This is a genomic window from Azotobacter chroococcum (assembly GCF_004339665.1).
GTDB classification, from domain to species: domain Bacteria; phylum Pseudomonadota; class Gammaproteobacteria; order Pseudomonadales; family Pseudomonadaceae; genus Azotobacter; species Azotobacter chroococcum.
On record NZ_SMMU01000011.1, the window covers coordinates 72850 to 97703 of the forward strand.

General features: G+C 67.2%; 25 protein-coding genes. 22 read left to right on the top strand and 3 right to left on the bottom strand.

Features of this window, described 5'->3' with window-relative positions:
- Position 1: 1 nt before the first annotated feature.
- The 11 genes from plsX (at position 2) to EV691_RS11555 (ending at position 9378) form a co-directional block, all read left to right on the top strand.
- The gene (gene plsX / locus EV691_RS11505; protein WP_131297052.1) at positions 2-1018 is read left to right on the top strand and encodes a phosphate acyltransferase PlsX; all 1017 of its coding nucleotides are present in this window, start codon (positions 2-4) and stop codon (positions 1016-1018) included.
- 95 nt (positions 1019-1113) lie between these two features.
- Positions 1114-2052: an ACP S-malonyltransferase gene (gene fabD / locus EV691_RS11510; protein ID WP_131297057.1), complete on the top strand. Its 939-nt coding sequence runs from the start codon at positions 1114-1116 to the stop codon at positions 2050-2052.
- A gap of 14 nt (positions 2053-2066) precedes the next feature.
- Positions 2067-2810 carry a 3-oxoacyl-ACP reductase FabG gene (gene fabG, locus EV691_RS11515; RefSeq protein ID WP_131297061.1) on the top strand — a complete coding sequence of 248 codons (744 nt, stop codon included), beginning with the start codon at positions 2067-2069 and terminating at the stop codon, positions 2808-2810.
- Positions 2811-2997: 187 nt separating this feature from the next.
- Positions 2998-3234 (top strand): acyl carrier protein, encoded by a 237-nt coding sequence (acpP, locus tag EV691_RS11520; RefSeq protein WP_003283670.1) that lies wholly within the window; start codon positions 2998-3000, stop codon positions 3232-3234.
- A 211-nt stretch (positions 3235-3445) separates the two neighbouring features.
- Positions 3446-4690, top strand: a complete 1245-nt coding sequence (gene fabF, locus EV691_RS11525) for a beta-ketoacyl-ACP synthase II (protein WP_131297063.1) — start codon at positions 3446-3448, stop codon at positions 4688-4690.
- Positions 4690-5505 (top strand): aminodeoxychorismate lyase, encoded by an 816-nt coding sequence (gene pabC, locus EV691_RS11530; protein ID WP_131297066.1) that lies wholly within the window; start codon positions 4690-4692, stop codon positions 5503-5505. Before fabF ends, pabC begins: the two co-directional genes overlap by 1 nt.
- Before the next feature lie 6 nt (positions 5506-5511).
- Entirely contained in the window at positions 5512-6588 is a 1077-nt protein-coding gene (gene mltG / locus EV691_RS11535; RefSeq protein WP_131297193.1) for an endolytic transglycosylase MltG, read from the top strand.
- Positions 6585-7217 (top strand): dTMP kinase, encoded by a 633-nt coding sequence (gene tmk / locus EV691_RS11540; RefSeq protein WP_131297068.1) that lies wholly within the window; start codon positions 6585-6587, stop codon positions 7215-7217. The genes mltG and tmk overlap by 4 nt, the downstream gene beginning before the upstream one ends.
- Positions 7210-8196 carry a DNA polymerase III subunit delta' gene (locus EV691_RS11545; RefSeq protein WP_131297071.1) on the top strand — a complete coding sequence of 329 codons (987 nt, stop codon included), beginning with the start codon at positions 7210-7212 and terminating at the stop codon, positions 8194-8196. Before tmk ends, EV691_RS11545 begins: the two co-directional genes overlap by 8 nt.
- 34 nt (positions 8197-8230) lie before the next feature.
- Entirely contained in the window at positions 8231-8587 is a 357-nt protein-coding gene (locus EV691_RS11550; RefSeq protein WP_131297074.1) for a PilZ domain-containing protein, read from the top strand.
- A 5-nt stretch (positions 8588-8592) separates the two neighbouring features.
- Positions 8593-9378 carry a TatD family hydrolase gene (locus EV691_RS11555; RefSeq protein WP_089167551.1) on the top strand — a complete coding sequence of 262 codons (786 nt, stop codon included), beginning with the start codon at positions 8593-8595 and terminating at the stop codon, positions 9376-9378.
- A 222-nt stretch (positions 9379-9600) separates the two neighbouring features.
- Here the strand turns inward: EV691_RS11555 and EV691_RS11560 are convergent, their stop codons facing one another.
- The gene (locus tag EV691_RS11560) at positions 9601-10734 is read right to left on the bottom strand and encodes an aminotransferase class V-fold PLP-dependent enzyme (RefSeq protein WP_131297077.1); all 1134 of its coding nucleotides are present in this window, start codon (positions 10732-10734) and stop codon (positions 9601-9603) included.
- Positions 10735-10819: 85 nt separating this feature from the next.
- Here EV691_RS11560 and EV691_RS11565 point away from each other — a divergent pair, with 85 nt between their 5' ends.
- The 5 genes from EV691_RS11565 (at position 10820) to EV691_RS11585 (ending at position 15481) form a co-directional block, all read left to right on the top strand.
- Entirely contained in the window at positions 10820-11386 is a 567-nt protein-coding gene (locus tag EV691_RS11565; RefSeq protein WP_131297080.1) for a DUF1285 domain-containing protein, read from the top strand.
- A 388-nt stretch (positions 11387-11774) separates the two neighbouring features.
- Positions 11775-12713, top strand: a complete 939-nt coding sequence (locus tag EV691_RS11570) for a 3-carboxyethylcatechol 2,3-dioxygenase (RefSeq protein ID WP_131297083.1) — start codon at positions 11775-11777, stop codon at positions 12711-12713.
- 57 nt (positions 12714-12770) lie between these two features.
- The gene (locus EV691_RS11575) at positions 12771-13964 is read left to right on the top strand and encodes an acyl-CoA dehydrogenase family protein (protein ID WP_131297086.1); all 1194 of its coding nucleotides are present in this window, start codon (positions 12771-12773) and stop codon (positions 13962-13964) included.
- A gap of 73 nt (positions 13965-14037) precedes the next feature.
- Positions 14038-14589: a flavin reductase family protein gene (locus EV691_RS11580; RefSeq protein ID WP_131297090.1), complete on the top strand. Its 552-nt coding sequence runs from the start codon at positions 14038-14040 to the stop codon at positions 14587-14589.
- A 22-nt stretch (positions 14590-14611) separates the two neighbouring features.
- Positions 14612-15481: an alpha/beta fold hydrolase gene (locus EV691_RS11585; RefSeq protein WP_131297093.1), complete on the top strand. Its 870-nt coding sequence runs from the start codon at positions 14612-14614 to the stop codon at positions 15479-15481.
- Positions 15482-15548: 67 nt separating this feature from the next.
- Here the strand turns inward: EV691_RS11585 and EV691_RS11590 are convergent, their stop codons facing one another.
- Positions 15549-16370, bottom strand: a complete 822-nt coding sequence (locus tag EV691_RS11590; RefSeq protein WP_131297097.1) for a DNA-binding transcriptional regulator — start codon at positions 16368-16370, stop codon at positions 15549-15551.
- Between the two features lie 214 nt (positions 16371-16584).
- On the opposite strand from EV691_RS11590, the gene mhpD reads away from it, so the two are divergent.
- The 5 genes from mhpD to EV691_RS11615 all read left to right on the top strand — a co-directional run bounded on the left by mhpD (position 16585) and on the right by EV691_RS11615 (position 22115).
- A complete protein-coding gene (gene mhpD, locus EV691_RS11595) occupies positions 16585-17379 on the top strand; it encodes a 2-keto-4-pentenoate hydratase (protein WP_131297101.1) in 795 nt (264 codons plus the stop codon).
- 37 nt (positions 17380-17416) lie between these two features.
- Positions 17417-18367 (top strand): acetaldehyde dehydrogenase (acetylating), encoded by a 951-nt coding sequence (locus EV691_RS11600; protein WP_131297104.1) that lies wholly within the window; start codon positions 17417-17419, stop codon positions 18365-18367.
- Positions 18368-18378: 11 nt separating this feature from the next.
- On the top strand, positions 18379-19398 hold the full coding sequence (gene dmpG / locus EV691_RS11605) for a 4-hydroxy-2-oxovalerate aldolase (protein WP_131297109.1): 1020 nt from the start codon (positions 18379-18381) through the stop codon (positions 19396-19398).
- Positions 19399-19482: 84 nt separating this feature from the next.
- Positions 19483-20730, top strand: a complete 1248-nt coding sequence (gene mhpT / locus EV691_RS11610) for a 3-(3-hydroxy-phenyl)propionate transporter MhpT (protein ID WP_131297111.1) — start codon at positions 19483-19485, stop codon at positions 20728-20730.
- Positions 20731-20840: 110 nt separating this feature from the next.
- Complete coding sequence (locus tag EV691_RS11615; protein ID WP_131297114.1) at positions 20841-22115, top strand: OprD family porin; 1275 nt, start codon at positions 20841-20843, stop codon at positions 22113-22115.
- Between the two features lie 45 nt (positions 22116-22160).
- Here EV691_RS11615 and EV691_RS11620 read toward each other — a convergent pair whose 3' ends face one another.
- The gene (locus tag EV691_RS11620) at positions 22161-23816 is read right to left on the bottom strand and encodes an electron transfer flavoprotein-ubiquinone oxidoreductase (protein ID WP_131297116.1); all 1656 of its coding nucleotides are present in this window, start codon (positions 23814-23816) and stop codon (positions 22161-22163) included.
- A gap of 288 nt (positions 23817-24104) precedes the next feature.
- Here EV691_RS11620 and EV691_RS11630 point away from each other — a divergent pair, with 288 nt between their 5' ends.
- Entirely contained in the window at positions 24105-24854 is a 750-nt protein-coding gene (locus tag EV691_RS11630) for an electron transfer flavoprotein subunit beta/FixA family protein (protein ID WP_131297124.1), read from the top strand.

The following is a 24854-nucleotide window of genomic DNA, read 5'->3' on the forward strand; positions in this document are numbered from 1 at the left end:
CTTGTCCGCTTCGCTCATCGCTGTCGATGCAATGAGTGGGGACTCCGGTCCCCGCTGTATTGTTCCGGCCTGTCTCGCCTGCCTGGGTGAGACCTCCTCGCTGCATCTGGTCCTCGTCGGCCAGGCTCCCCTTCTCGAAGACTTGATTGCTCGCCACCCCCGGGTCGATCGTGCGCGCCTGAGCGTCGTGCATGCCGGGGGCGTGATTGCCATGGACGAGCGTCCGGCCCATGCCTTGCGCAGCAAGGCCGATTCCTCCATGCGTGTAGCCCTGGATCTGCTGCGCGAAGGCAGGGTCCAGGCCTGCGTCAGTGCCGGCAATACGGGGGCTTTGATGGCGCTGTCCCGGCATGTCCTGAAGACGCTGCCGGGTATTGACCGGCCGGCGATGTTCGCGGCCCTTCCCACCGAGCAGGGGGTTTGCCATCTGCTCGATCTGGGGGCCAACATCGATTGCACTGCCGAGCATCTGTATCAGTTTGCCGCGATGGGCTCGATCGCTGCGGAAGCGCTCGGTGTGGAGCGCCCGCGGGTAGCGCTGTTGAATGTCGGTACCGAAGAGGTCAAGGGCAATCAGCAGGTCAAGCAGGCTGCCGTCCTGCTACAGCAGGCCAGGGAAATCAATTATGTCGGATTCATCGAGGGCGATGGTCTCTACCGTGGAGAGGCTGACGTGGTGGTCTGCGACGGTTTCGTCGGCAATATCCTGCTGAAGGCCAGCGAAGGCCTCGCCGCGATGATCGCCGGAGAGGTCAAGGCGCAATTCAGGCGCAGTCTCGCTTCGCGGCTGGTCGGAGTTCTGGCCTTGCCCTTCCTGCGCCGGCTGCAGGCTCGCCTGGCGCCAGCGCGGTATAACGGAGCCAGTTTTCTGGGGTTGCAGGGGATCGTGGTGAAAAGCCATGGTGCGGCAGGCGCCGAGGGATTTCGCAGTGCGATACTCCGTGCCCAGGCGGAAATTCGCGAAAACTTGCCACAACATCTGCATAACCGGCTGCAAACTTTGATGGCGGGGCGCTGATGTGACTGCAGCCCACGGCCTGTCATCCAACTGATTAACATGCATCCGGCATGGCCGGATGCTCCCCGAAGAAAGATCATCAGGGATCTGTTCCTATGTCTGTTTCCCCCGCATTCGTCTTTCCCGGCCAGGGTTCGCAGTCGCTCGGCATGCTGGCCGAGCAGGGTGCCCGGCACCCGCTGATTGGCGCCACCTTTGCCGAGGCGTCCGAATCCCTCGGCTACGATCTCTGGGCGCTGGTCCAGCAGGGGCCGGAAGAGCTGCTCAATCAGACCGACAAGACCCAGCCGGCGATCCTGACCGCCTCGATCGCCCTGTGGCGGCTCTGGCTGGCCGAGGGCGGGGCGACCCCCGCTTTCGTTGCCGGTCACAGCCTTGGCGAGTATTCCGCGCTGGTGGCGGCTGGCAGTTTGCCTTTTGCCGAGGCGGTGAAGCTGGTCGAGTGTCGGGGGCAATTGATGCAGCAGGCCGTACCCGCCGGCCAGGGGGGCATGGCGGCGATTCTCGGTCTGGATGATGTCGATGTGCTGGCAGCCTGCGCCGAGGCCGAGCAGGGCGAGGTGGTCAGTGCCGTGAACTTCAATGCGCCGGGACAGGTGGTGATCGCCGGTTCCGTCGCCGCGGTCGGGCGGGCCATCGAGGCTTGCAAGGCGCGTGGTGCCAAGCGTGCCATGGCCTTGCCGGTCAGCGTGCCGTCGCACTGTGCCTTGATGCGTCCGGCGGCAGAGCGCTTCGCCGAGGCAGTGGAGGCGATCGCCTGGCAGGCGCCGGGCATTCCTCTGGTGCAGAATGTCAGCGCTGCCGTGGTGAGCGATCTGGATAGTCTCAAGCGTGATCTGCTGGCGCAGCTCTACAGCCCGGTGCGCTGGGTCGAGTCGATGGTCTGCCTGGCCGGTCGGGGTGTCACCGATCTGGTCGAATGTGGACCGGGCAAGGTGCTTTCCGGATTGAACAAGCGCTGCGTCAAGGGCATCAATACCCACAACCTGGATACCCCCGAGGCCTTCGCCGCGGCTCGCGCTGCGCTGGCTTGAACAAGGAGATGACAATGAGTCTGCAAGGCAAAGTGGCACTGGTGACCGGCGCCAGCCGTGGCATCGGCCAGGCGATCGCGTTGGAGCTGGGCCGGCAGGGCGCCGTGGTGATCGGCACGGCCACTTCCTCGAACGGTGCCGAAAGCATCGCTGAAACCCTGAAAAGCAATGGCATCCAGGGTGCAGGTCTGGTGCTGGACGTATCCAGCGACGAGTCCGTCGCCACGACCCTGGAGCATATCCAACAGCACCTCGGTCAGCCGGCGATCCTGGTCAACAACGCCGGCATCACCCGCGACAACCTGATGCTGCGGATGAAGGACGAGGAGTGGCATGACGTCATCAATACCAACCTCAACAGCCTCTATCGCCTGTCCAAGGCGGTCCTCCGCGGCATGACCAAGGCCCGCTGGGGACGGATCATCAATATCGGTTCGGTGGTGGGAGCCATGGGTAACGCCGGCCAGGTCAACTATGCCGCGGCCAAGGCTGGGCTGGAAGGGTTCAGTCGTGCCCTGGCCCGTGAGGTCGGTTCGCGGGGGATCACCGTCAATGCGGTTGCCCCCGGCTTCATCGACACCGACATGACCCGCGAACTGCCCGAGGCGCAGCGCAATGCGCTGCTGGCACAGATTCCGCTGGGGCGTCTCGGTCGGGCCGAGGAAATTGCCCAGGTTGTCGCCTTCCTCGCCTCCGATGGTGCATCCTATGTCACCGGAGCTACCATTCCGGTCAACGGTGGAATGTACATGAGTTGATGTGACGAGCGCCTCGGGACAGCAGTCAAAGAGCAATCCGAAATCTCATCGAGCTGCCAAACTGAAAAAGGCAGATCGTCGGGGGCGTCCGGAAGGGCAGGGCTTCAGCTTGAAATGCTGAAATCCCTTTCTATAAACTTACTCGCATTCCATCTGCCTGGTTTGTCCATAGGAGTGAAAATAAGGTATGAGCACCATCGAAGAACGCGTCAAGAAGATCGTTGCTGAGCAACTTGGCGTCAAAGAAGAGGAAGTCACCAATAGCGCTTCCTTTGTCGAAGACCTGGGCGCCGACTCTCTTGACACCGTTGAGCTGGTGATGGCTCTCGAAGAGGAATTCGAGACCGAAATTCCGGACGAACAGGCCGAGAAAATCACCACTGTTCAGGAAGCCATCGATTACATCAATGCCCACGCACAATAAGTAATCGTCGCTCCCGACTTGGAAGAGCCGCACTGCCCAAAAGGCGTGCGGTTTTTCTTTGACGGAAGCAGCAAAAGTTTTACCTGATATTTGTCGGCCCTGCCGGTTCGGCAGGCTGACTGCGGGGTGTGTGTCCGCATAGGGGCGCTGCTCCCCTGCAGGCAGATTGCCTGCCCTGCCTTGTGCAGTCATGAAGAAAGAGGAAATTGCTTTGTCACGTAGACGCGTCGTGGTCACTGGACTGGGGATGTTGTCGCCGCTGGGTGCCGATGTGCCGAGCAGCTGGCAGGGGGTCCTGGCTGGTCGCAGTGGCATCGCTCTGCTCGAGCACATGGATCTTTCCGCCTATTCCACCCGTTTCGGCGGTGCGGTGAAAGGATTCGACGTCGAGCAATACCTGTCGCTCAAGGAGGCCCGCAAGCTCGACCTGTTCATCCAGTATGGTCTGGCGGCCAGCTTCCAGGCCGTGCGCGATTCCGGCCTGGAAATCACCGATGCCAATCGCGAACGCATCGGCGTGGCCATGGGTTCCGGCATCGGCGGTCTCACCAATATCGAGAACAACTGTAAGTCCCTGATCGAACAGGGGCCGCGGCGGATCTCGCCATTCTTCGTGCCGGGTTCGATCATCAACATGATTTCCGGCTTCCTGTCGATTCATCTGGGCATCCAGGGACCGAACTATGCCCTGGCAACGGCCTGCACCACCGGCACCCACTGCATCGGCATGGCCGCGCGCAACATCGCCTACGGCGAGGCCGATGCGATGGTCGCCGGCGGCGCCGAGATGGCGGCCTGCGGTCTGGGCATCGGCGGCTTCGGTGCGGCCCGGGCACTGTCCACCCGCAACGACGATCCGGCGCGTGCCAGCCGTCCCTGGGACAAGGGACGCGACGGCTTCGTGCTCTCCGACGGCGCCGGCGCGCTGGTGCTGGAAGAGCTGGAGCACGCCAAGGCGCGGGGCGCGACCATCTATGCCGAGCTGGTCGGCTTCGGCATGAGCGGCGATGCCTTCCACATGACGTCGCCGCCGGAAAATGGCGCCGGCGCGGCTCGCTGCATGCAGAACGCCCTGCGCGACGCCGGCCTGAACGTCGATCAGGTGCAGTACATCAATGCCCATGGCACCTCGACGCCGACTGGCGATCTGGCCGAGGTGGCCGCGCTCAAGTCGGTGTTCGGCGACAGCGCCTACCGCCTGTCGGTCAGCTCGACCAAATCCATGACCGGCCATCTGCTGGGCGCTGCCGGTGCGGTCGAGGCGATCTTCAGTGTGTTGGCGATCCGCGATCAGGTCGCCCCGCCGACCATCAACCTGAACGAGCCTGACGTGGGCTGCGACCTGGATTTCGTGGCCCACGAGGCCAGGAGTCTGCCGATCGGCGTGGTGCTGTCCAATTCCTTCGGTTTCGGCGGCACCAACGGTTCGCTGGTGTTCCGCCGATTCGCTGGCTGATGCCCTGCTGGGTCGATGGCCAGCCCGGCGAGTCGCTGCCCGTGGTCGACCGTGGGCTGGCCTATGGCGATGGTCTGTTCGAGACCATTGCCGTGCGCCGTGGCCGACCGCTACTGCTGGAGCGGCATCTGGCGCGTCTGGCCGACGGCTGCGGCCGGCTGGCCATCCCCGGCGACCTGGCGCTGATCCGCAGCGAGCTGCTGGCCTTCTCGGCCGAGCTGGGGGAGGGCGTGGCCAAGCTGCTGCTGACCCGCGGCGACGGCCGGCGTGGTTACGCCGTCTCCCAGCCGCTGCAGCCGCGGCGCATCCTCTTGGGCAGCCCGCCACCGCAGTATCCGTCGGCCCATGCCGAGCAGGGCGTGCGTCTCCATCCTTGTCGCACCCGCCTGGCCGAGCAGCCACTGCTGGCCGGGCTCAAGCATCTCAATCGCCTGGAGCAGGTGCTCGCCCGCGCCGAGTGGCAGGATGCCGAGCATGCCGAGGGGCTGATGCGCGACCTGTCCGGCCGGGTGATCGAGGGGGTTTTCAGCAATCTGTTCCTGGTCAGGGATGGCAGCCTGCTGACTGCCGACCTGTGCCGCTGTGGCGTCGCCGGGGTGATGCGTGCGGAAATCCTCGACCTGGCGGAGCGTATGGGCATCCCTGTGCAGGTGCGTGACATCGCCCTTGCCGAGTTGCTGGCGGCGGACGAGGTTTTTCTCTGCAACAGCCTCTATGGCATCTGGCCTGTGCGCGGGTTCGAAGGGCATGGCTGGCCGGTCGGCACGCTCACCCGTAAACTGCAGGCCCCGATCCGCAAGCTACTGGATTCCTGATACGTGATGCGAAAATGGCTGCTGCTGCTGGAAAGCGGCCTGCTGGTGGGCGGACTGGCCCTGGCGTTCGCCGTCTGGCAGCAGAAGGCCGCGCTCGAACAGCCCCTGATACTCACCGAGGAGCGTCTGCTGGAGGTTCCGAGCGGCGCCACGCCTGGTGGTCTGCTCAACCGTCTGCAGGGCGATGGTCTGCTGCGCGGGAGCTTCTGGCTGCGCCTGTACTGGCGCTTCAATCTGTCGGAGCAGGGCCTGCGCAGCGGCGAGTATCGCCTGGAGCCGGGCATGACCGCCGTCGAACTGCTTGACCTCTGGCAGCGCGGCGAGGTGGTGCAGTACAACCTCACGCTGGTCGAGGGCTGGAGTTTCCGCCAGGTGCGGGCCGCCCTGGCCCGGGCAGACAAGCTGGATCAGTCCCTGGCGGGGGTTTCCGACGCCGAGCTGATGACCCAGCTCGGCCTGTCGGACGCTCATCCCGAAGGACGCTTCTTTCCCGACACCTACCGTTATGTGCGCGGCATGAGCGATTTCGAGCTGCTCAAGCAGGCCCATGCGCGCCTGCAGCAGGTGCTCGCCGAGGAGTGGGCCGAACGCTCGCCGAACCTGCCCTATGCAACTCCCTACGAGGCGCTGATCATGGCCTCGATCATCGAGAAGGAAACCGGCGTGCCCCACGAGCGCCAGCAGATCGCCGGGGTGTTCGTGCGTCGGCTGGAGCAGGGCATGCTGCTGCAGACCGATCCAACGGTCATCTATGGCCTGGGCGAGCGCTACAACGGCAAGCTCGGGCGTGCCGATCTGCTCGCGGCGACGCCCTACAACACCTACCTCCGGCCCGGGTTGCCGCCGACCCCGATCGCCCTGCCGGGGCGCGAGGCGATCCATGCGGCACTGCATCCGGCAGATGGCCGCGAGCTGTATTTCGTCGCCCGTGGCGACGGCAGCCACGTCTTTTCCGAAACCCTCGAGGCCCACAATCAGGCGGTTCGCGAATACCAGCTCAAGCGGCGCGCCGACTATCGCTCCAGCCCATCGCCCGAGGCGCTGGAGCGCTCCGTGCAACAGGACAGTGAGGAGAACCCGTGAGCGGCCTGTTCATCACCCTCGAAGGCCCGGAAGGGGCCGGCAAGACCACCAATCGCGACTACCTCGCCGCGGGCCTGCGCGCGGCCGGCCGCGAGGTGGTGCTGACCCGCGAGCCGGGCGGAACGCCGCTGGCCGAGCGCATCCGCGAACTGCTGCTGGCGCCCAGCAGCGAGCCGATGGCGGTGGACACCGAGTTGCTGCTGGTCTTCGCCGCCCGCGCCCAGCATCTGGCCGAAGTGATCCGTCCGGCGCTGGCGCACGGCGCCATGGTGCTCTGCGACCGCTTCACCGATGCCTCCTACGCCTACCAGGGCGGCGGCCGCGGGGTGCCCGAGGCGCGCATCGCGACCCTGGAAAACTTCGTGCAGGGCGACCTGCGTCCCGATCTGACCCTGGTCTTCGACCTGCCGGTCGAGGTGGGGCTGGCCCGCGCCGCCGCCCGCGGACGCCTGGACCGTTTCGAGCTGGAGGGCCGTGCCTTCTTCGAGGCGGTGCGCCAGGCCTACCTGCGCCGGGCGGCGGGCGATCCGGCGCGCTACCGGGTGGTGGACGCCGGGCGGCCCTTGGCGGAGGTCCAGCGCAGCCTGGATGACCTGCTCCCGCAGCTGCTGGAGCCGCGCGGTGTCTGAGGCCTATCCCTGGCAGCAGGAGCTGTGGCAGCGGCTGGCCGGGCGCAGCCGGCACGCCCATGCCTATCTGCTGCAGGGGCCGGCCGGTATCGGCAAGCGGGCGCTGGCCGAGCGCCTGACTGCCCGCCTGCTGTGCCAGAGCCCGGCCGGCCTGGAGGTCTGCGGCCAGTGCAAGTCCTGTCGCCTGCTGCAGGCCGGCAGCCATCCGGACCATTTCCTGCTGGAGCCGGAAGAGGCGGACAAGGCGATCCGCGTCGACCAGGTGCGCGAGCTGGTGGAGTTCGTCGGGCAGACGGCGCAGCTCGGCGGACGCAAGGTCGTCCTGCTGGAGCCGGCCGAGGCGATGAACCCGAATGCCGCCAATGCCCTGCTGAAAAGCCTCGAGGAGCCGTCCGGGGAGAGCGTGCTGCTGCTGGTCAGCCACCAGCCGAGCCGGCTGCTGCCGACCATCAGGAGCCGCTGCGTGCAGCAGGCCTGCCCGCTGCCGGGGGCCGCCGACAGCCTGGCCTGGCTGCGCGGGGCCTTGCCGGAGCAGAGCGACGCGGAGCTGGGCGAGCTGCTCGTCCTGGCCGGTGGCTCGCCGCTTTCCGCCCTGCGCCTGCATGGCGAGGGGGTGCGCGAGCAGCGCGCGCGGGTGGTCGAAGGGGTGAAGCAGCTGCTCAAGCAGCAGGCCGGCGCCAGCCAGCTGGCCGAGGCCTGGAACGGCGTGCCGCTGCTGCTGCTGTTCGACTGGTTCTGCGACTGGAGCCTCTTGATCCTGCGCTATCAACTGACCGGCGATGAACGGGGACTGGGCCTGGACGACATGGCCAGGGTCGTCCGCTATCTGGCGGAGAAGAGCGCACAGCCCCGGGTGCTGGCCGTGCAGGACTGGCTGCTGGCGCAGCGCCAGAAGGTGCTCGCCAAGGCCAATCTCAACCGTGCCCTGCTTCTCGAGGCGCTGCTCGTGCAGTGGGCAAGCCTGCCCGGGCCGGGCTAGAATCGGCGCCTGAGTCAGCCGCCGGGAAATCTGCATGAGCATGCCATCTGGTCTGGGGTCGCGTAATGGCATCCTGTCCCTGTCGATCAAGGACAAGTCGGTCCTCTACGCCTCCTACATGCCCTTCCTGAAGAACGGCGGCCTGTTCATCCCCACCAACAAGAGCTACAAGCTCGGCGACGAGATCTTCCTGCTGCTCAGCCTGATGGACGAGCCGGAAAAGCTCCCGGTGGCCGGCAAGGTCGTCTGGATCACCCCGCCCGGCGCCCAGGGCAACCGCGCCGCCGGTGTCGGCGTGCAGTTCGCCGAAGGCGACAACGCGGCCCGCAACAAGATCGAAACCTATCTGGCCGGTGCCCTGAAGTCGGACCGCCCCACCCACACGATGTAACCCTCATGCTGGTCGATTCCCACTGTCATCTCGATCGTCTCGATCTTGCCGCCCACGGCGGTTCCCTGGAGGCCGCGCTGGACGCCGCCCGCGCCCGGGGCGTCGGGCATTTCCTGTGCATCGGCGTGAGCGCCGACAACGCGGCCGCGGTGCAGGCGCTGGCCGAGCATCATGCCGACGTGGACTGCTCGGTCGGGGTGCACCCGCTGGACGTCGAGCCCGATGCCGTGCCCGCCCTCGACTGGCTGCTCGGCGAGCTCGCCCATCCGCGGGTGGTCGCCATCGGCGAGACCGGGCTGGACTACCACTACCAGCCGGAGGCCGCCGCCCTGCAGCAGCAGGCCTTCCGCCTGCATCTGGAGGCGGCGCGCCTCACCGGCAAGCCGCTCGTCGTGCATACCCGCGCGGCGCGGGCCGATACCCTGGATCTGCTGCGCGAGGCGGCGCTGCCGCAGGCCGGCGTACTGCACTGCTTCACCGAAGACTGGGAAATGGCCCGGGCGGCGCTGGATCTCGGCTTCTACATCTCGCTGTCCGGCATCGTCACCTTCCGCAATGCCGAGGCCCTGCGCGAGGTGGCCCGGCGGGTGCCGGCGGACCGTCTGCTGGTGGAAACCGACGCCCCCTGGCTGGCTCCCGTCCCCCATCGCGGCAAGCCCAACCTGCCGCAATACGTCCGCGAGGTGGCGGAGTTTCTCGCCGAGCTGCGCGGCGTCCCCTTCGAGACCCTGGCCGAGCAGACCACCGGCAACTTCCGCCGGCTGTTCCCGCTGGCCCGGGTCGGGCGCTGAGTTTTCTGCCGCGCAAAAAAAACCCGGAGTCTGGGGGAGGAAACCGGGTCAAAAGCATTTAGGAGTAAGCGAAGGCAGGCGTTCCACGCATGCCCTCGGCTGGCCTGGCATCGGGGGAAATGCCATGTCAGTAGGGAAAGTATCGCCCCGGATCGGCGTCAGTCCAGTACGGGCTGTTCATTTTTTAAACGCTTTTGGAATACCTGCGCCGTTGCTGAGTACCTAGCCAGCTGCCAGCTGGCGCAGGACCGCGAGGGTTTCGTCGAGCACCCGGGTCGGCGTGTAGAAGTGCGGCGACAGGCGGATTCCGCCGCCGCGCTGGGCGCAGACGATCTGCTCGTGCTTGAGGCGCTCGAACAGCTGCTGGTTGTCCCAGGCATCCAGCGAGAAGGTCAGGATGCCGGCGCGCCGCCCGGGATCGCTCGGGCTGTGCAGGTGCAGGCCGGGAATCTGCCGGAGGCCCTCCTCGAGCCAGGCCATCCGCTCGTGCAGCCCCTGGGCGACGTTGAGCATGCCCACCTGCTCGAGCAGCGACAGGCTGCTCTCCAGCGCCACGGCGCCGAGCATGTTCGGACTGCCGCACTCGAAGCGCCGGGCGGTGCGTGCCGGCTCCCACTCCAGGCGGTCGTAGTCGCCGGCGTTCTCCAGCATGTGCCAGCCGTACTCGTGCAGCTTGAGCTGCTCGCGCAGGTCGCTGCGGCAGTAGAACACCCCGAGCCCCTCCGGGCCGAGCATCCACTTGTGCCCGTCGGCCATGGCGAAGGCGCAGTCGCAGGCGCGCACGTCGAAGGGCAGGGCGCCGAGCTGCTGGATGGCGTCGACGCAGAGCAGCACGCCGCGCTGCCGGCAGCCTTGGCCGAGGCGTTCGAGGTCCAGGCGCAGGCCGCTGGCGTACTGCACGGCGCTGATCGACAGCAGGCGCGTGCGGGGACTGCAGGCGGCCAAGAGGTCGGCCTCCGGATCGGCACCCTTGAGGCTGACCGCCACCACCTCGACGCCCAGCGGCCTGAGCGCTTCCCAGACGATGCGGTTGGAGGGGAATTCCTCGTCGCTGATGACGATCTGCTCGCCGGCCTGCCAGTCCAGGCCGAAGGCGACGAAGGACAGCGCCTCCGAGGTGTTCTTGACCAGCGCGATGTCTGCCGTGCTGGGCGCGTTGAGCAGGCGCATCAGGCGCTCGCGCAGGCGCCGTTCGATGCCCAGCCACTGGGGATAGTCGCGCGCGCCGATGTGCACGTTCTGCTCGGCGAAGGCGCTCACTGCCTTGCCGGCGCGCTTCGGCCAGGGGGCGACGGCCGCATGGTTGAGGTAGCGCAGCCCGGCCAGCTGCGGAAATTCGTCGTGGATGGCATGCATGGGCTTGCTCCTTGCGGTCTTGCAATCGTGGTGTCAGGCATCATATTCGACTTCGAGTCACTGTCCGCCCGTCCGAGGAGGGGTCATGAGCGATCCAGGCAAGGCCGACGACCTGTTGGCGCAGATTCCCGAAGGCGGCCGCCGGGGGCCGCCCCCCGTGCACCTGTGGAACCCGCCGTTCTGCGGCGACATCGACATGCGCATCGCCCGCGACGGCAACTGGTTCTACATGGGCACCCCGATCGGGCGCAAGGCTCTGGTGCGGCTGTTCTCCGGCATCCTGCGCCGTGACGGCGACGACTACTTCCTGGTGACCCCGGTGGAGAAGGTCGGCATCCGGGTCGACGACGCACCCTTCGTCGCGGTTTCCCTGCAGGTCGAGGGTAGCGGCGAGGCCCAGGTGCTGCGCTTCGCCACTCAGGTCGGCGACGAGGTCGAGGCCGGCGCCGAGCATCCGCTGCGGGTCGCGCTCGACCCTGATACCCAGGAGCCGGCGCCCTACCTGCATGTGCGCGCCAACCTGGAGGCGCTGGTCCACCGCAACGTCTTCTACCAACTGGTCGAGCTGGCCGAGCCGCGGCGGATCGACGGCCGCGACTGGCTGGGCGTGTGGAGCCACGGCACCTTCTTCCCCCTCGGTCCGCAGGACTGAGTCGCGCCGGGGCTGCGCCGCGGCCCTGCTTCCGGCGGCCCGCCCGCTCCGGTGTCTTCCGATCGCCCCTCGGTGTTCTTCATCCCATCGCCTTCAGCGCTCGTTCGAAGGCCTCGGAGTGCTTCTCCGAGCCGCCAGAAATATAAAAAATCCTTTTAAAACAAATAGGTGCACATAGTGCACGACAGGGCAGATAGCCTTTGGGGCTGTCGCTTGCCCGCTCCTAGAATGGCCAGGCCCGAAACGAACAAAAAACAGCCAAGAGGCGAACCCCACCTGGCAACCCGCTGAATGACGGCGCCCGAACGGGGCGATACCGGCGATTCGCTGCGGATTCCGGCCATGCGGCCGGCAGGAGGCTGTTCGCCCCAAGGCTCCAGGAGGCTTGATGACCATCAAACTGAAATGCCTGTCGCATACGCCCTTGCGCGGCCTGAACGATCCGGGGGCCGACGTCGTCGCCGAAGTCGACGCGGCTCTCGCCAAGGCACGCGCCGAGGTCGAGGCCTTCGACCCCGAGCTGATCGTGATCTTCGCACCCGACCATTACAACGGCCTGTTCTACGACCTGATGCCGCCGTTCGTGATTGCCACCGCCGCCGAATCGGTCGCCGACTACCAGACCCTGCCGGGTCCGCTGTCGATTCCCCGGGAGCTGGCGCTCGACATGGCGCGCTTCATCCTCGACAGCGACGTCGACATCGCCCTGTCGCATCGCCTGCAGGTGGATCACGGCTGCACCCAGACCCTCGAGGAGCTGACCGGCAGCCTGACCCGCTACCCGGTGATCCCGATCATCATCAACTCGGTGGCACCGCCCTTCGCGCCCTATCGGCGCATCCGCAAGCTGGGCGAGGCGGTCGGCCGCTTCGCCGCCACGCTGAACAAGCGCGTGCTGATCCTCGGCACCGGCGGCCTGTCCCACGAACCGCCGGTGCCGCTGCTGTCGGGCGCTCCCGAGGAAATCGCCGAGTTCCTGATCGCCGGGCGCAACCCGACCCCGGAGGCGCGCGCCGCCCGCCAGGCGCGCACCATCGCCGCCGGCCAGATCTACGGCAGCGCGGACTGCCCGCTGACGCCGCTGAACACCGACTGGGACCTAGCCTTCATCGACCTGCTGGTGCAGGGCCGCCTCGACGAGGTCGACGACTTCAGGGTCGAGGAGATTTCCAGGGCCGCCGGCCGTTCGACCCACGAGATCCGTACCTGGGTCGCCGCCTTCGCCGCGCTGGCGGCCACCGGCGCCTACCGCGCCCGACAGGACTACTACCGGCCGATCAACGAATGGATCGCCGGCTATGGCGTGGTGAGCGCCGAGCAACGCTGAGCCCTTTTCCGGGCAGCAGCCCTCCACAACAACAATGCGTCACCCGCGGAGAGAACAATGAGCCATATCGATACCTCCATTCCCAGCGAAGCCGAAATCGTCGCGCGCGCCGAGGCCATGATCCCCTGGCTGCGCGAGAAGGCCGACGCCACCGAGAAGGCGCGCATGGTGTCGCGCGAGACCATCCAGGCCTTCCAGGAAGCCGGCTTCTTCAAGATCCTGCAGCCCAGGCGCTGGGGCGGCTACGAAATGAACCCCAACGTGCTGAACAGGGTGCTGATGGAGCTGGCCCGCGGCTGTCCGTCCAGCGCCTGGAACGTGATGGTGCTGGGCGTGCACCCCTTCGAGGTCGGCCTGCTCGACCCGCGCTGCGGCGACGAGCTGTGGGGCGAGGACAACAGTCGCCTGGTGTCTTCTTCCTATGCGCCGTTCGGCACCGTCAGCGCGGTCGACGGCGGCTACCTGCTCAACGGTGAATGGCTGACCTCCAGCGGTTGCGACCATGCCGCCGGTGGCGCCTTCCTCGGCGGCCGCGTCGCCGAGAACGGCGAAACGGTGTTCCGCTCCTTCTGGGTCCAGTCTAGTGACTTCGAGATCGTCGACGACTGGCATGTGGTCGGCCTGGCCGGCACCGGCAGCAAGAAGCTGATCGTCAGGGAGGTCTTCGTGCCGGCCTACCGCAGCCACGTGATCGGCGCCTACGACCAGGACTCCCATGGACAGGTGAACGACCTGTACAAGATGCCGTTCTTCTACGTGTTCTACGCCGCCGTGTCCTCGGTGATCATCGGCATGGCGCGCGGCATGGTCGATCTCTACATCGAGCACATGGTGCCGCGGCAGAACCTCAACCAGGCCGTCGGCGCCGCGGTCAACGACCCCTTCATCAGGGGCAGGCTGGGCGAGGCGTCGGCGAAGATTCTCGCCTGTGCCAGCCGGGTGCTGCACAACACCGAGGAAGCCTGGGGTTACGCTTCGCAGGGCAGGCTGGTGCCGCTGGACGTGCGCGTGCGCCACTTCGCCACCAACCAGTTCACCGGCGGCGAGTGCTTCGAGGCGGCGCACATGATCTTCAAGAAGACCTCGACCCGCGGCGTCTGGCTGAACAACCCGATGCAGCGCCAGCTGCGCGACATCCTGGTCGGCGCCAACCACATCACCCAGAACCAGGACAACATCGGCGACTTGCTGGGCGGCCAGTTGCTCGGCAATCCGCTGCCGGCCGTCAATCCCTTCGGCGTCAAGGCCTGAGTCGAACCGCCGGCGAGGCCTGGCGCATCCGCCGGGCCTTTCCCCATCAGCCCGCTGTGCGAGAGCGAATGTCATGAACAAAGAGATCAACCAACTGCTCGACTGGACTCCGAACACCGAACTAGCCGGACTGCCGCTGGTCAGCGCCGATGACCACCGCTACGGCATGCGCAACCTGGCCGCTGCCGTCACCCTCATCACCACCCGCGACGGCGACGTCTGCCTCGGCCTCACCGCCACCGCGGTCTGCTCGGTGACCGTCGATCCGCCGCGCCTGGTGGTGTTCGTCAACAAGAAGGTCGCCGCCTGCGAGGCGATCCTCAACAGCGGCGCGCTGTGTATCAACGTGCTGTCCGGCGATCAGGAGCACGAGGCCAAGGTGTTCGCCGGCATGGTCGAGGGCGTGCATGGCGAGGCGCGCTTCGAGCATGGCCAGTGGCACGAGCTGATCACCGGCATGCCGGCCCTGGAGGGCGCGCTGGCCAACTTCGACTGCCGGGTGGTCAAGGTCTTCGACGAGAGCACCCACCACGCCTTCCTCTGCGAGGTGCTGGCCACCCGCGGCCAGCAGGGCGGCGAGCCGCTCCTGTACCTGAACGGCGCTTTCCGCCGTCTCGCCCCCTGAACCGAACCGAGGTAAACGCGACATGACGGCAACTACCCAGGCCCTGACCGAAGCCTCCACCAGCCAGTTCGTCCGCATTAGGGAAGGCGATCTCGACCTGCAACTGCACTACAACGACTGTGGCGCGGGCGCCGAGACCGTGGTGATGCTGCACGGCTCCGGCCCCGGCGCCAGCGGCTGGGCCAACTTCAACCGCAACCTCGAGCCGCTGGTCGCCGCCGGCTACCGGGTGATCCTCATGGACTGCCCGGGCTGGAGCAAGAGCGATCCCATCGTCTGCAGCGGCTCGCGCTCGGACCTCAACGCCCGCGCGCTGAAGGGCCTGCTCGACGCCATCGGCATCGACCGCGCGCACCTTATCGGCAACTCCATGGGTGGGCACAGCGCGGTGGCCTTCGCCCTGGCCAACCCCGAGCGGGTCGGCAAGCTGGTACTGATGGGCGGTGGCACCGGCGGCGCCAGCCCCTTCGCGCCGATGCCGACCGAGGGCATCAAGCTGCTGCAGGGGCTGTACCGCGAGCCGACCATCGACAACCTGAAGAAGATGATGAGCGTCTTCGTCTACGACACCAGCGAGCTGACCGAGGAGCTGTTCCAGACCCGCCTCGACAACATGCTGAGCCGCCGCGACCACCTGGAGAACTTCGTCGCGAGCCTGGCGGCCAACCCCAGGCAGTTCCCCGACTTCGCTCCGCGCCTTGCCGAGATCACCGCGCAGACCCTGATCGTCTGGGGCAGCAACGACCGCTTCGTGCCGATGGACACCGGCCTGCGCCTGCTCGCCGGCCTGCCCAACGCCGAACTGCACGTGTTCAACCGCTGCGGCCACTGGGCACAGTGGGAGCACGCCGACAAGTTCAACCGCATGGTGCTGGACTTCCTGACCCACTGAGCGGGTGGCTCGACCCTCCGTAGGAGCCAGCAAGCTGGCTCCTACGGACTGTCCGTACCGGCCGGGCTCAGTTGCCGGCCAGCACCGGTCCGGCCTGCTCGCGTTCGCGGATGCCCTGTTCGACGGTGGCCGCGAAGCGCTGCAGGGCCGGCAGGTAGCGCTTCGCCGCCTGCTCGATGGTCATCGCCTTGGCCACGTAGACCAGGTTGATGCAGCCGTAGACCCGCTGTTCCCCACAGATCGGCACGGCGATGGCGGCAATCCTCTCCTCGCTGTTCCAGCTGCCGTAGTTCTCGCCGTAGCCGCGATGGCGCGTGCGCCGCAGCAGGTTGTCCAGGCCGGACCGGTCGCGTGCCAGGCGCCCCTGCTCGTCGTCGCGGCTGGCCAGGAGTTCGACGATGCGCTCGCGTTCGGCGTCCGGACAGAAGGCCAGATAGGCGAGGCCGGTGGCGGTGAGCAGCATCGGCAGGCGGCGGCCGACCATCGAGCGATGGAACGACAGCCGGCTGAAGCGGTGGGTGGTTTCGCGCACCACCATGGCGTCCACGTCCAGGGTGCACAGGTCGGTCGGCCAGACCACCTCCTGCAGCAGCTCGGCCAGGAGCGGTGCGGCCAGCGCGGAAATCCACTGCTCGTCGCGAAAGCCCTCGCTCAGTTCGCGCACCTTCATGCCCAGGCGGAAGCTGTCGTCCGATTCGCTGCGCCGCACGTAGCCCTCGTCCTGCAGGGTCTCCAGCAGGCGCCGCACCGTGGTGCGGTGCAGCCCGGTCAGCTCGGCCAGCTTCGCCGGACTGGCGCCGCCGTCCACCCGGTTGAGGGCGTTGAGGATCTGCAGGCCGCGGGTCAGGCCGCGCACGGTCTTGTATTCGGTATCGCGCTCGCTGCTCATGTCTGCTGAAAACTCTTTTAAAAACAATCGAGTGCACTTAGTGCACAGTGGTCCTGTTTTTCATTGTAGGGGTTTTGGCGGCGTTCCTATACTCGCCCCCGATGGCGGAAAGCCCCCTGCGGGAAACAACAATGAGCCCAAGCGTATACCCGCCAGCCTACGAAACGGCGTCGCCGGCTTCGGCTCGATCAGCCCGCACCCTGCGAGGTACTCCATGAGCGTGACCCAACAGACCCTGGAACAACTGGCCGCCGCCCTGCGCGGGGCCGAGGCGAGCGGGGTGGCCGTCGAGCCGCTGCGCGGACTGATCGGCGAGGACAACGGCACGGCCGCCTACGCCATCCAGCGCCTCAACGTCGCCCAGGCCGTGGCCGCCGGCCGCCGCGTGGTCGGCCATAAGATCGGCCTGACCAATCCAAAGGTGCAGAAGCAGCTCGGCGTCGGCCAGCCGGACTTCGGCACCCTGTTCGCCGACATGGGCTACGGCGACAACGAGGTGGTGCCGTTCGGCCGCGTGCTGCAGCCGAAGATCGAGGCGGAGATCGCCCTGATCCTGGAAAAGGACCTGCCGCGCGCCGACACCACCTTCGCCGAACTGGTCGAGGCCACCGGCTGGGTGCTGCCGGCGCTGGAAATCGTCGGTAGCCGCGTGCAGGACTGGAACATCCGCTTCGTCGACACCGTGGCCGACAACGCCTCCAGCGGCTGCTTCGTGCTCGGCGGGCCGGCGCGCCGGCTGGCCGACGTCGACCTGCGCCAGGCGGCGATGCGCATGACCCGCAACGGCGAGGAAGTCTCCAGCGGCAGCGGCGCCGAATGCCTCGGCCATCCGCTGAATGCCGCGGTGTGGCTGGCGCGCACCACGGCCCGCCTGGGCGAGCCGCTCAAGGCCGGCGACCTGATCCTCACCGGCGCCCTCGGGCCGATGGTCGGCGTGGCCGCCGGCGACCGTTTCGAGGCCGAGATCGACGGCATCGGTCAGGTCGGTGTCAGCTTCGACGCTGCATGAGCCCGTCCCCGTCCCGACTGCAGCAGAGAAAACAATCATGAAAAAACTCAAAGTCGCCATCGTCGGCTCCGGCAACATCGGCACCGACCTGATGATCAAGATCCTCCGCCACGGCCAGCATCTGGAAATGGGCGCGATGGTCGGCATCGACCCGGCCTCCGACGGCCTGGCCCGCGCCGCGCGCCTCGGCGTGGCCACCACCCATGAGGGCGTCGAAGGCCTGACCCGCCTGCCGGTGTTCGCCGACATCGACTTCGTCTTCGATGCCACCTCGGCTGGCGCCCACGTGAAGAACGACGTGTTCCTCCGTGGCCTCAAGCCCGGTCTGCGCATGATCGACCTGACCCCGGCAGCCATCGGTCCCTACTGCGTGCCGGTGGTGAATCTGGAGCAGAACCTCCACGAGACCAACGTCAACATGGTCACCTGCGGCGGCCAGGCGACCATCCCGATGGTCGCCGCGGTGTCCCGCGTGGCCAGGGTTCACTACGCCGAGATCGTCGCCTCGATCAGCAGCAAGTCGGCCGGCCCGGGCACCCGCGCCAACATCGACGAGTTCACCGAGACCACCTCGAAGGCCATCGAGGTGATCGGCGGGGCGCAGAAGGGCAAGGCGATCATCGTGCTGAATCCGGCCGAGCCGCCCTTGATCATGCGCGACACCGTCTACGTGCTGTCGGATCTCGCCGACCAGGCGCAGGTGGAGGCCTCCATCGCGGAGATGGCCCAGGCGGTGCAGTCCTACGTGCCGGGCTACCGCCTCAAGCAGCGGGTGCAGTTCGACGTGATCCCCGACGCCGCGCCGCTGAACATCCCCGGCCTGGGGCACCTGTCCGGGCTGAAGACCTCGGTGTTCCTCGAGGTCGAGGGCGCCGCCCACTACCTGCCGGCCTACGCCGGCAACCTCGACATCATGACCTCCGCCGCGCTGGCCACCGCCGAGCGCATGGCGCAATCCATGTTGTCCCAGCCGATGCTGAACGCGTAAGGAGACCCGCCATGACCTTCAATCCCGGCAAGAAGCTGTACATCTCCGACGTGACCCTGCGCGACGGCAGCCACGCGATCCGCCACCAGTATTCGATCGCCAGCGTGCAGGCCATCGCCCGCGCGCTGGACCAGGCGAAAGTCGACTCCATCGAGGTCGCCCACGGCGACGGCCTGCAGGGCTCGAGCTTCAACTACGGCTTCGGCGCGCATACCGACCTCGAATGGATCGAGGCGGTGGCCGAGGTGGTGACCCACGCCCGGATCGCCACCCTGCTGCTGCCCGGCATCGGCACCGTCCATGACCTCGACAACGCCTATAAGGCGGGCGCGCGCATCGTCCGGGTGGCCACCCACTGCACCGAGGCCGACGTGTCGAAGCAGCACATCGAGCACGCGCGAAAGCTTGGCATGGACACCGTGGGCTTCCTGATGATGAGCCACATGACCAGCCCGCAGAACCTCGCCGTCGAGGCGAAGAAGATGGAAAGCTACGGCGCCACCTGCATCTACGTGGTCGACTCCGGCGGGGCGATGGGCATGCAGGACATCCGCGAGCGCTTCCGCGCGGTCAAGGATCTGCTCGACCCTTCGACCCAGACCGGCATCCACGCCCACCACAACCTGTCGCTCGGGGTGGCCAACTCCATCGTCGCGGTGGAGGAGGGCTGCGACCGCATCGACGCCAGCCTCGCCGGCATGGGTGCCGGCGCCGGCAACGCGCCCTTGGAAGTGTTCATCGCCGCGGCCGAGCGCCTCGGCTGGAACCACGGCACCGACCTCTACACCCTGATGGACGCCGCCGACGAGATCGTCCGCCCGCTGCAGGACCGCCCGGTGCGGGTCGACCGCGAGACCCTGGCGCTGGGTTATGCCGGCGTCTACTCGAGCTTCCTGCGCCATGCCGAGGTGGCGGCGCAGAAATACGGCCTGAGCACCGTGGACATCCTCGTCGAGCTGGGCCGGCGGCGGATGGTCGGCGGTCAGGAAGACATGATCGTCGACGTGGCGCTGGATCTGCTCAAGCGCTGACCCCGAAAAGCCGAGATTGCGCCGGCAGCCTCCGGGCCGCCGGCCGGTTGCGTACGTCCCCCACAAACCATAGGTACAACAATAATGACGACCTACACCTCGCAACACCTGGCGTCCGCAGACGCGGAACAGGACGCCCGGCGAACCTGGCTGACCATCGCCCTGTGCTTTTCCGTCGCGGTGCTGGAGGGCATCGACTTCCAGGCGCCGGGCATCGCCGCGCCGGGCATGGCCGCGGCCTTCGGTCTGGACAGGCTGCACATGGGCTGGGTGTTCAGCGCCGGCATCCTCGGCCTGTTGCCCGGCGCCCTGGTCGGCGGCTGGCTGGCCGACCGCATCGGCCGCAAGTGGGTACTGATCGGTTCGGTGGCGCTGTTCGGCCTGTTCTCCATCGCCACCGCCCATGCCTGGGAGCTCTACAGCCTGCTGGCGGCGCGCCTGCTGACCGGAGTCGGTCTCGGCGCGGCGCTGCCCAACCTGATCGCGCTGTGCTCGGAAGCGGCCGGCGAGCGCCTGCGCGGCACCGCGGTGAGCCTGATGTACTGCGGCGTGCCGCTGGGTGCGGCGCTGGCGGCCGCCATCGGTATCGCCGGCTTTTCCGCCGACTGGACACTGGTCTACTACGTCGGCGGCGTGCTGCCGCTGCTGGTGCTGCCGCTGCTGGCCTTCTGGCTGCCGGAGTCGGCGGCCTTCCGCGCCCGCCAGCAGTCGGCAACCCTGGCCGCTCCTGTCCCGGTCGTCGAGGGCCTGTTCCGCAACGGCAGTGCGCTGCCCACCCTGCTGCTGTGGGGCGCCTATTTCTTCACCCTGATGGTCGTCTACATGCTGATCAGCTGGCTGCCGAGCCTGCTGGTGGGGCAGGGCTTCACCGGCAGGGAGGCCAGTTGGGTGATGTTCTCCCTGCAGATCGGTGCGGCGGTCGGCACCCTGATGCTCGGCGTGCTGATGGAGCGTCTGCGGCCGCTGGCGATGGCCGGGCTGATCTATCTCGGCCTGCTCGCCGCACTGGCGGCGCTCGGGCTGTCCGAGGCGTTCGCCAGCATGCTGCTGGCCGGCTTCGCCGCCGGCATGTTCGCCACCGGCGGGCAGGGCGTGCTCTATGCCCTGGCGCCGCTGTTCTACCGCACTGAAGTGCGCGCCACCGGCGTCGGCAGCGCGGTGGCGGTCGGCCGCCTGGGCGCCATGAGCGGCCCGCTGGTGGCTGGCAAGATGCTGGCGCTGGGCTTCGGCAGCGCCGGGGTGATGTTGGCCTCGGCACCGGGCCTGGTGCTGGCCGGCGTGGCGGTGTTCTACCTGCTTGGCCGGCGTCGCGGGCAGGGCGCGCCGGCCTGAGTCGATCGGCGCGGTCCGGCGGGGCCGCGCTGCATTTCCCCATTCCGCTGCTTCGCCGCCGTCCCGCTGCGGGGCGCTGGCAGACCACAAGAACAATAAAGGTAACCGACATGCTCGACACAAGACGGGGCGCGGCCGGCGCAGCCCTGCTGCTGCTCGCCCAGGGAACGGCACTGGGCGCTGGCTTCATCGAGGACAGCCAGGGCAGCCTGACCCTGCGCAACTTCTACTTCGACCGCGACTACAAGGGCGAAAGCAACGTATCCGCGCGCCGCGAGTGGGCGCAGGGTTTCATCCTCAACATCAAGTCCGGCTTCACCGAAGGCCCGGTCGGCTTCGGCCTCGACCTGCAGGGCATGCTCGGCGTCCAGCTCGACTCCTCGCGCGATAGGGTCGGCACCGGCCTGCTGCCGGTCCAGCGCGGTAGCGGCGAGGCCGCGCAGGAGTATTCCGAGCTGGGCATCACCGGCAAGGTCCGCTACTCGAAGACCGAACTGCATGTCGGCACCGTGATGCCGCGCCTGCCGATCTTGATCAGCAGCCCGGCCCGGCTGCTCTGGCAGACCTTCCGCGGCGGCCACCTGCGCTCCCAGGACATCCCCGGCCTGAGCTTCCAGGGCGGCTACCTGAACCGCATGAACCAGCGCGACTCCACCGACTACCAGAAGATCACCATCGCCGCGCCCAACGGCCGCTTCGACGGCACCGCCGAGTCCGACGAGTTCATCTTCCTCGGCGGCGACTACGCGCTGACGAAAGAGCTGACCCTGAGCTACTACCACGCCCGTCTCGACGAGATCTACCAGCAGAACTACCTGGGCGCGATCCACCAGTTCAAGCTCGGGCCGGGCGAGTTCAAGATCGACTTCCGCTACTTCCTCAGCGACGAGGAGGGCGACGGCAAGGCCGGCTCGGTCGACAACCAGTACGTCGGCCTGAACTTCGGCTACAAGCTGGGCGGGCACCGGCTGACGGTGGGCGGCGCGCTGTCCAGCGGCGACTCGGCGATGCCCTACATCGCCGGCTCGGAGCCGCACCTGATCTCCGAGTACGCGATCAGCTCGGAATTCCTCAATGCCGACGAGCACTTCTGGCACGTGCGCTACGAATACGACTTCGCCGCGGCCGGGCTGCCCGGGCTGATCGGGGTGGCGCGCTTCATGAAGGGCACCAACGCCGAGCTGCCGGAGCGCCTCGGTGGGCAGGACCGGGAGGAGACCGAGCGCTACCTGGAGCTGTCCTACGTGGTGCAGTCGGGGCCGTTGAAGAACGTGGCGCTGCGCCTGCGCAACTCGCGCTACCAGAACAGCTTCGCGCCCAATGCGACGATGCGCGACGACAACGAGACGCGGGTCAACGTCGATTACACATGGAAGCTCTGGTAGGGGGAGAAACGTTCGAGGCTCCCGAAGGAGCCTCGATGGTTTCGCTTACATGTTGGGATAGTTCGGCCCGCCAGCGCCTTCCGGGGCCACCCAGGTGATGTTCTGGGCCGGGTCCTTGATGTCGCAGGTCTTGCAGTGCACGCAGTTCTGCGCGTTGATCTGGAAGCGCGGGCTGCCGTCGTCCTGGTTCACCACCTCGTAGACGCCGGCCGGGCAGTAGCGCTGCGCCGGCTCGTCGTACAGCGGCAGGTTGCGGGTGATCGGGATGCTCGGGTCGGTCAGCCGCAGGTGGCAGGGCTGGTCTTCCTCGTGGTTGGTGTTGGAGAGGAACACCGAGCTGAGCTTGTCGAAGCTGAGCTTGCCGTCCGGCTTGGGATACTCGATCCGCTTCGCCTCGGAGGCCAGCTTCAGGCAGGCGTGGTCCGGCTTGTCGTCGTGCAGGGTGAACGGGATCTTGCCGCCGAACAGGTTCTGGTCGATGAAGTTGAAGGCCCCGCCGGCCAGCGCGCCGAACTTGTGGATGGCGGCGCCGAAGTTGCGGCTGCGGAACAGCTCCTCGTACAGCCAGCTGGACTTGAACGACTCGACGTAGCCGTTCAGCTCGTCGCCGCCCTGGCTGCCGCCGGCGAGGGCGGCAAGGACGGCGTCGGCGGCCAGCATGCCGGACTTCATCGCGGTGTGGCTGCCCTTGATCTTGGCGAAGTTCAGGGTGCCCAGGTCGCAGCCGATCAGCGCGCCGCCGGGGAAGACCATCTTCGGCAGCGAGTTCAGACCGCCCTTGCAGATGGCGCGGGCGCCGTAGGACACCCGCTTGCCGCCTTGCAGGTACTGGGCGATCACCGGGTGGTGCTTGTAGCGCTGGAACTCGTCGAAGGGCGACAGGAAGGGGTTGCTGTAGGACAGGTCGACGATCAGGCCGACCACCACCTGGCCGTTCTCCAGATGATAGAGGAAGGAGCCGCCCGGGTTCTCGTCGTCCAGCGGCCAGCCGGCGGTGTGCACCACCAGGCCCTGCTCGTGGCGGGTCGGTTCGACGTCCCAGATTTCCTTGATGCCGATGCCGTAGTGCTGGGCATCGGCCTCTTCGTCCAGCTGGAAGCGGGCGATCAGCTGCTTGCCGATGTGGCCGCGGCAGCCCTCGGCGAACAGGGTGTACTTGCCGCGCAACTCCATGCCGGGAGTGTAGTAGCCGTCCTTCGGCTTGCCTTCGCGGTCGACGCCCAGGTCGCCGGTGACGATGCCGCGCACCACGCCGCTCTCGTCGATCAGCGCCTCCTGGGCGGCGAAGCCCGGGTAGATCTCGACGCCCATGGCTTCGGCCTGCTGCGCCAGCCAGCGGCACAGGTTGCCCAGGGAGATGATGTAGTTGCCCTCGTTGTGCATGGTCTTGGGCACGAGGGCATTCGGCAGCCTGGTGGCCTTCTCGGCGCTCTTGAACAGGTAGATGTCGTCGCGTTTGACCGGGGTGTTCAGCGGGGCGCCCAGCTCCTTCCAGTTCGGGAAGAGTTCGTTCAGGGCGCGCGGCTCGAAGACGGCACCGGAGAGGATGTGGGCGCCGACTTCGGAACCCTTCTCGACCACGCACACGCTGATCTCCTGACCAGCCTCGGCGGCCTGCTGCTTCAGCCGACAGGCGGCGGACAGACCGGCCGGACCGGCGCCGACGATGACGACGTCGAATTCCATGTATTCGCGTTCCACAGATATCTCCTGCTCGGGGCTCTCTTCGCGTGTTCCCGGATGGGGGTCGGCCATTATATATCCGAGCCCTCGGGGCGGACCAATGCAAAGACGGCGGCGAACTGCCCCGCAGGCGGCTGCCGGAGCCCCGGAAAGCCAGGCCGCTCTCGGTTGACCGGGCGGTGCCCTGCGGTCAAGATACGGCCCGTTTCATGCTCGCCGCAGGGGGCTGACGTCGGCTCCGGCCGTCAACCACAGGCCATTGCTTGCCTTGGCGACATTCCATCTACCGGAGAGAACGAGGAATCCATGAAGGTTCTTGTAGCTGTCAAACGAGTGGTCGACTACAACGTCAAGGTCCGCGTCAAGGCCGATGGCTCCGGCGTCGACCTGGCCAACGTCAAGATGTCGATGAACCCCTTCTGCGAGATCGCCGTGGAAGAAGCGGTGCGCCTGAAGGAGCGCGGCATCGCCACGGAGATCGTCGCCGTGTCCGTCGGCCCGGCCCAGGCTCAGGAGCAGCTGCGCACCGCCCTGGCCCTCGGCGCCGACCGCGCCCTCCTGATCGAGACCGACGAGGAACTCGGTTCCCTGGCGGTGGCCAAGCTGCTCAAGGCGGTGGTCGACAAGGAGCAGCCGCAGCTGGTCATCACCGGCAAGCAGGCCATCGACAGCGACAACAACCAGACCGGGCAGATGCTCGCCGCGCTGACCGGCTACGCCCAGGGCACCTTCGCCTCCAAGCTCGAGCTGTCCGGCGACAAACTCAAGGTCGTCCGCGAGATCGACGGCGGCCTGCAGACCCTGGAGCTGGCCCTGCCGGCCATCGTCACCACCGACCTGCGCCTGAACGAGCCGCGCTACGCTTCCTTGCCGAACATCATGAAGGCCAAGAAGAAGCCGCTGGAGACGGTCACGCCCGCGGATCTGGGCGTATCCGTCGCCTCCACCCTGAAGACCCTCAAGGTCGAGGCGCCGGCCGAGCGGCAGGCCGGCATCAAGGTGGGCTCGGTGGCCGAGCTGGTGGAGAAGCTGAAGAACGAGGCGAAGGTGATCTGA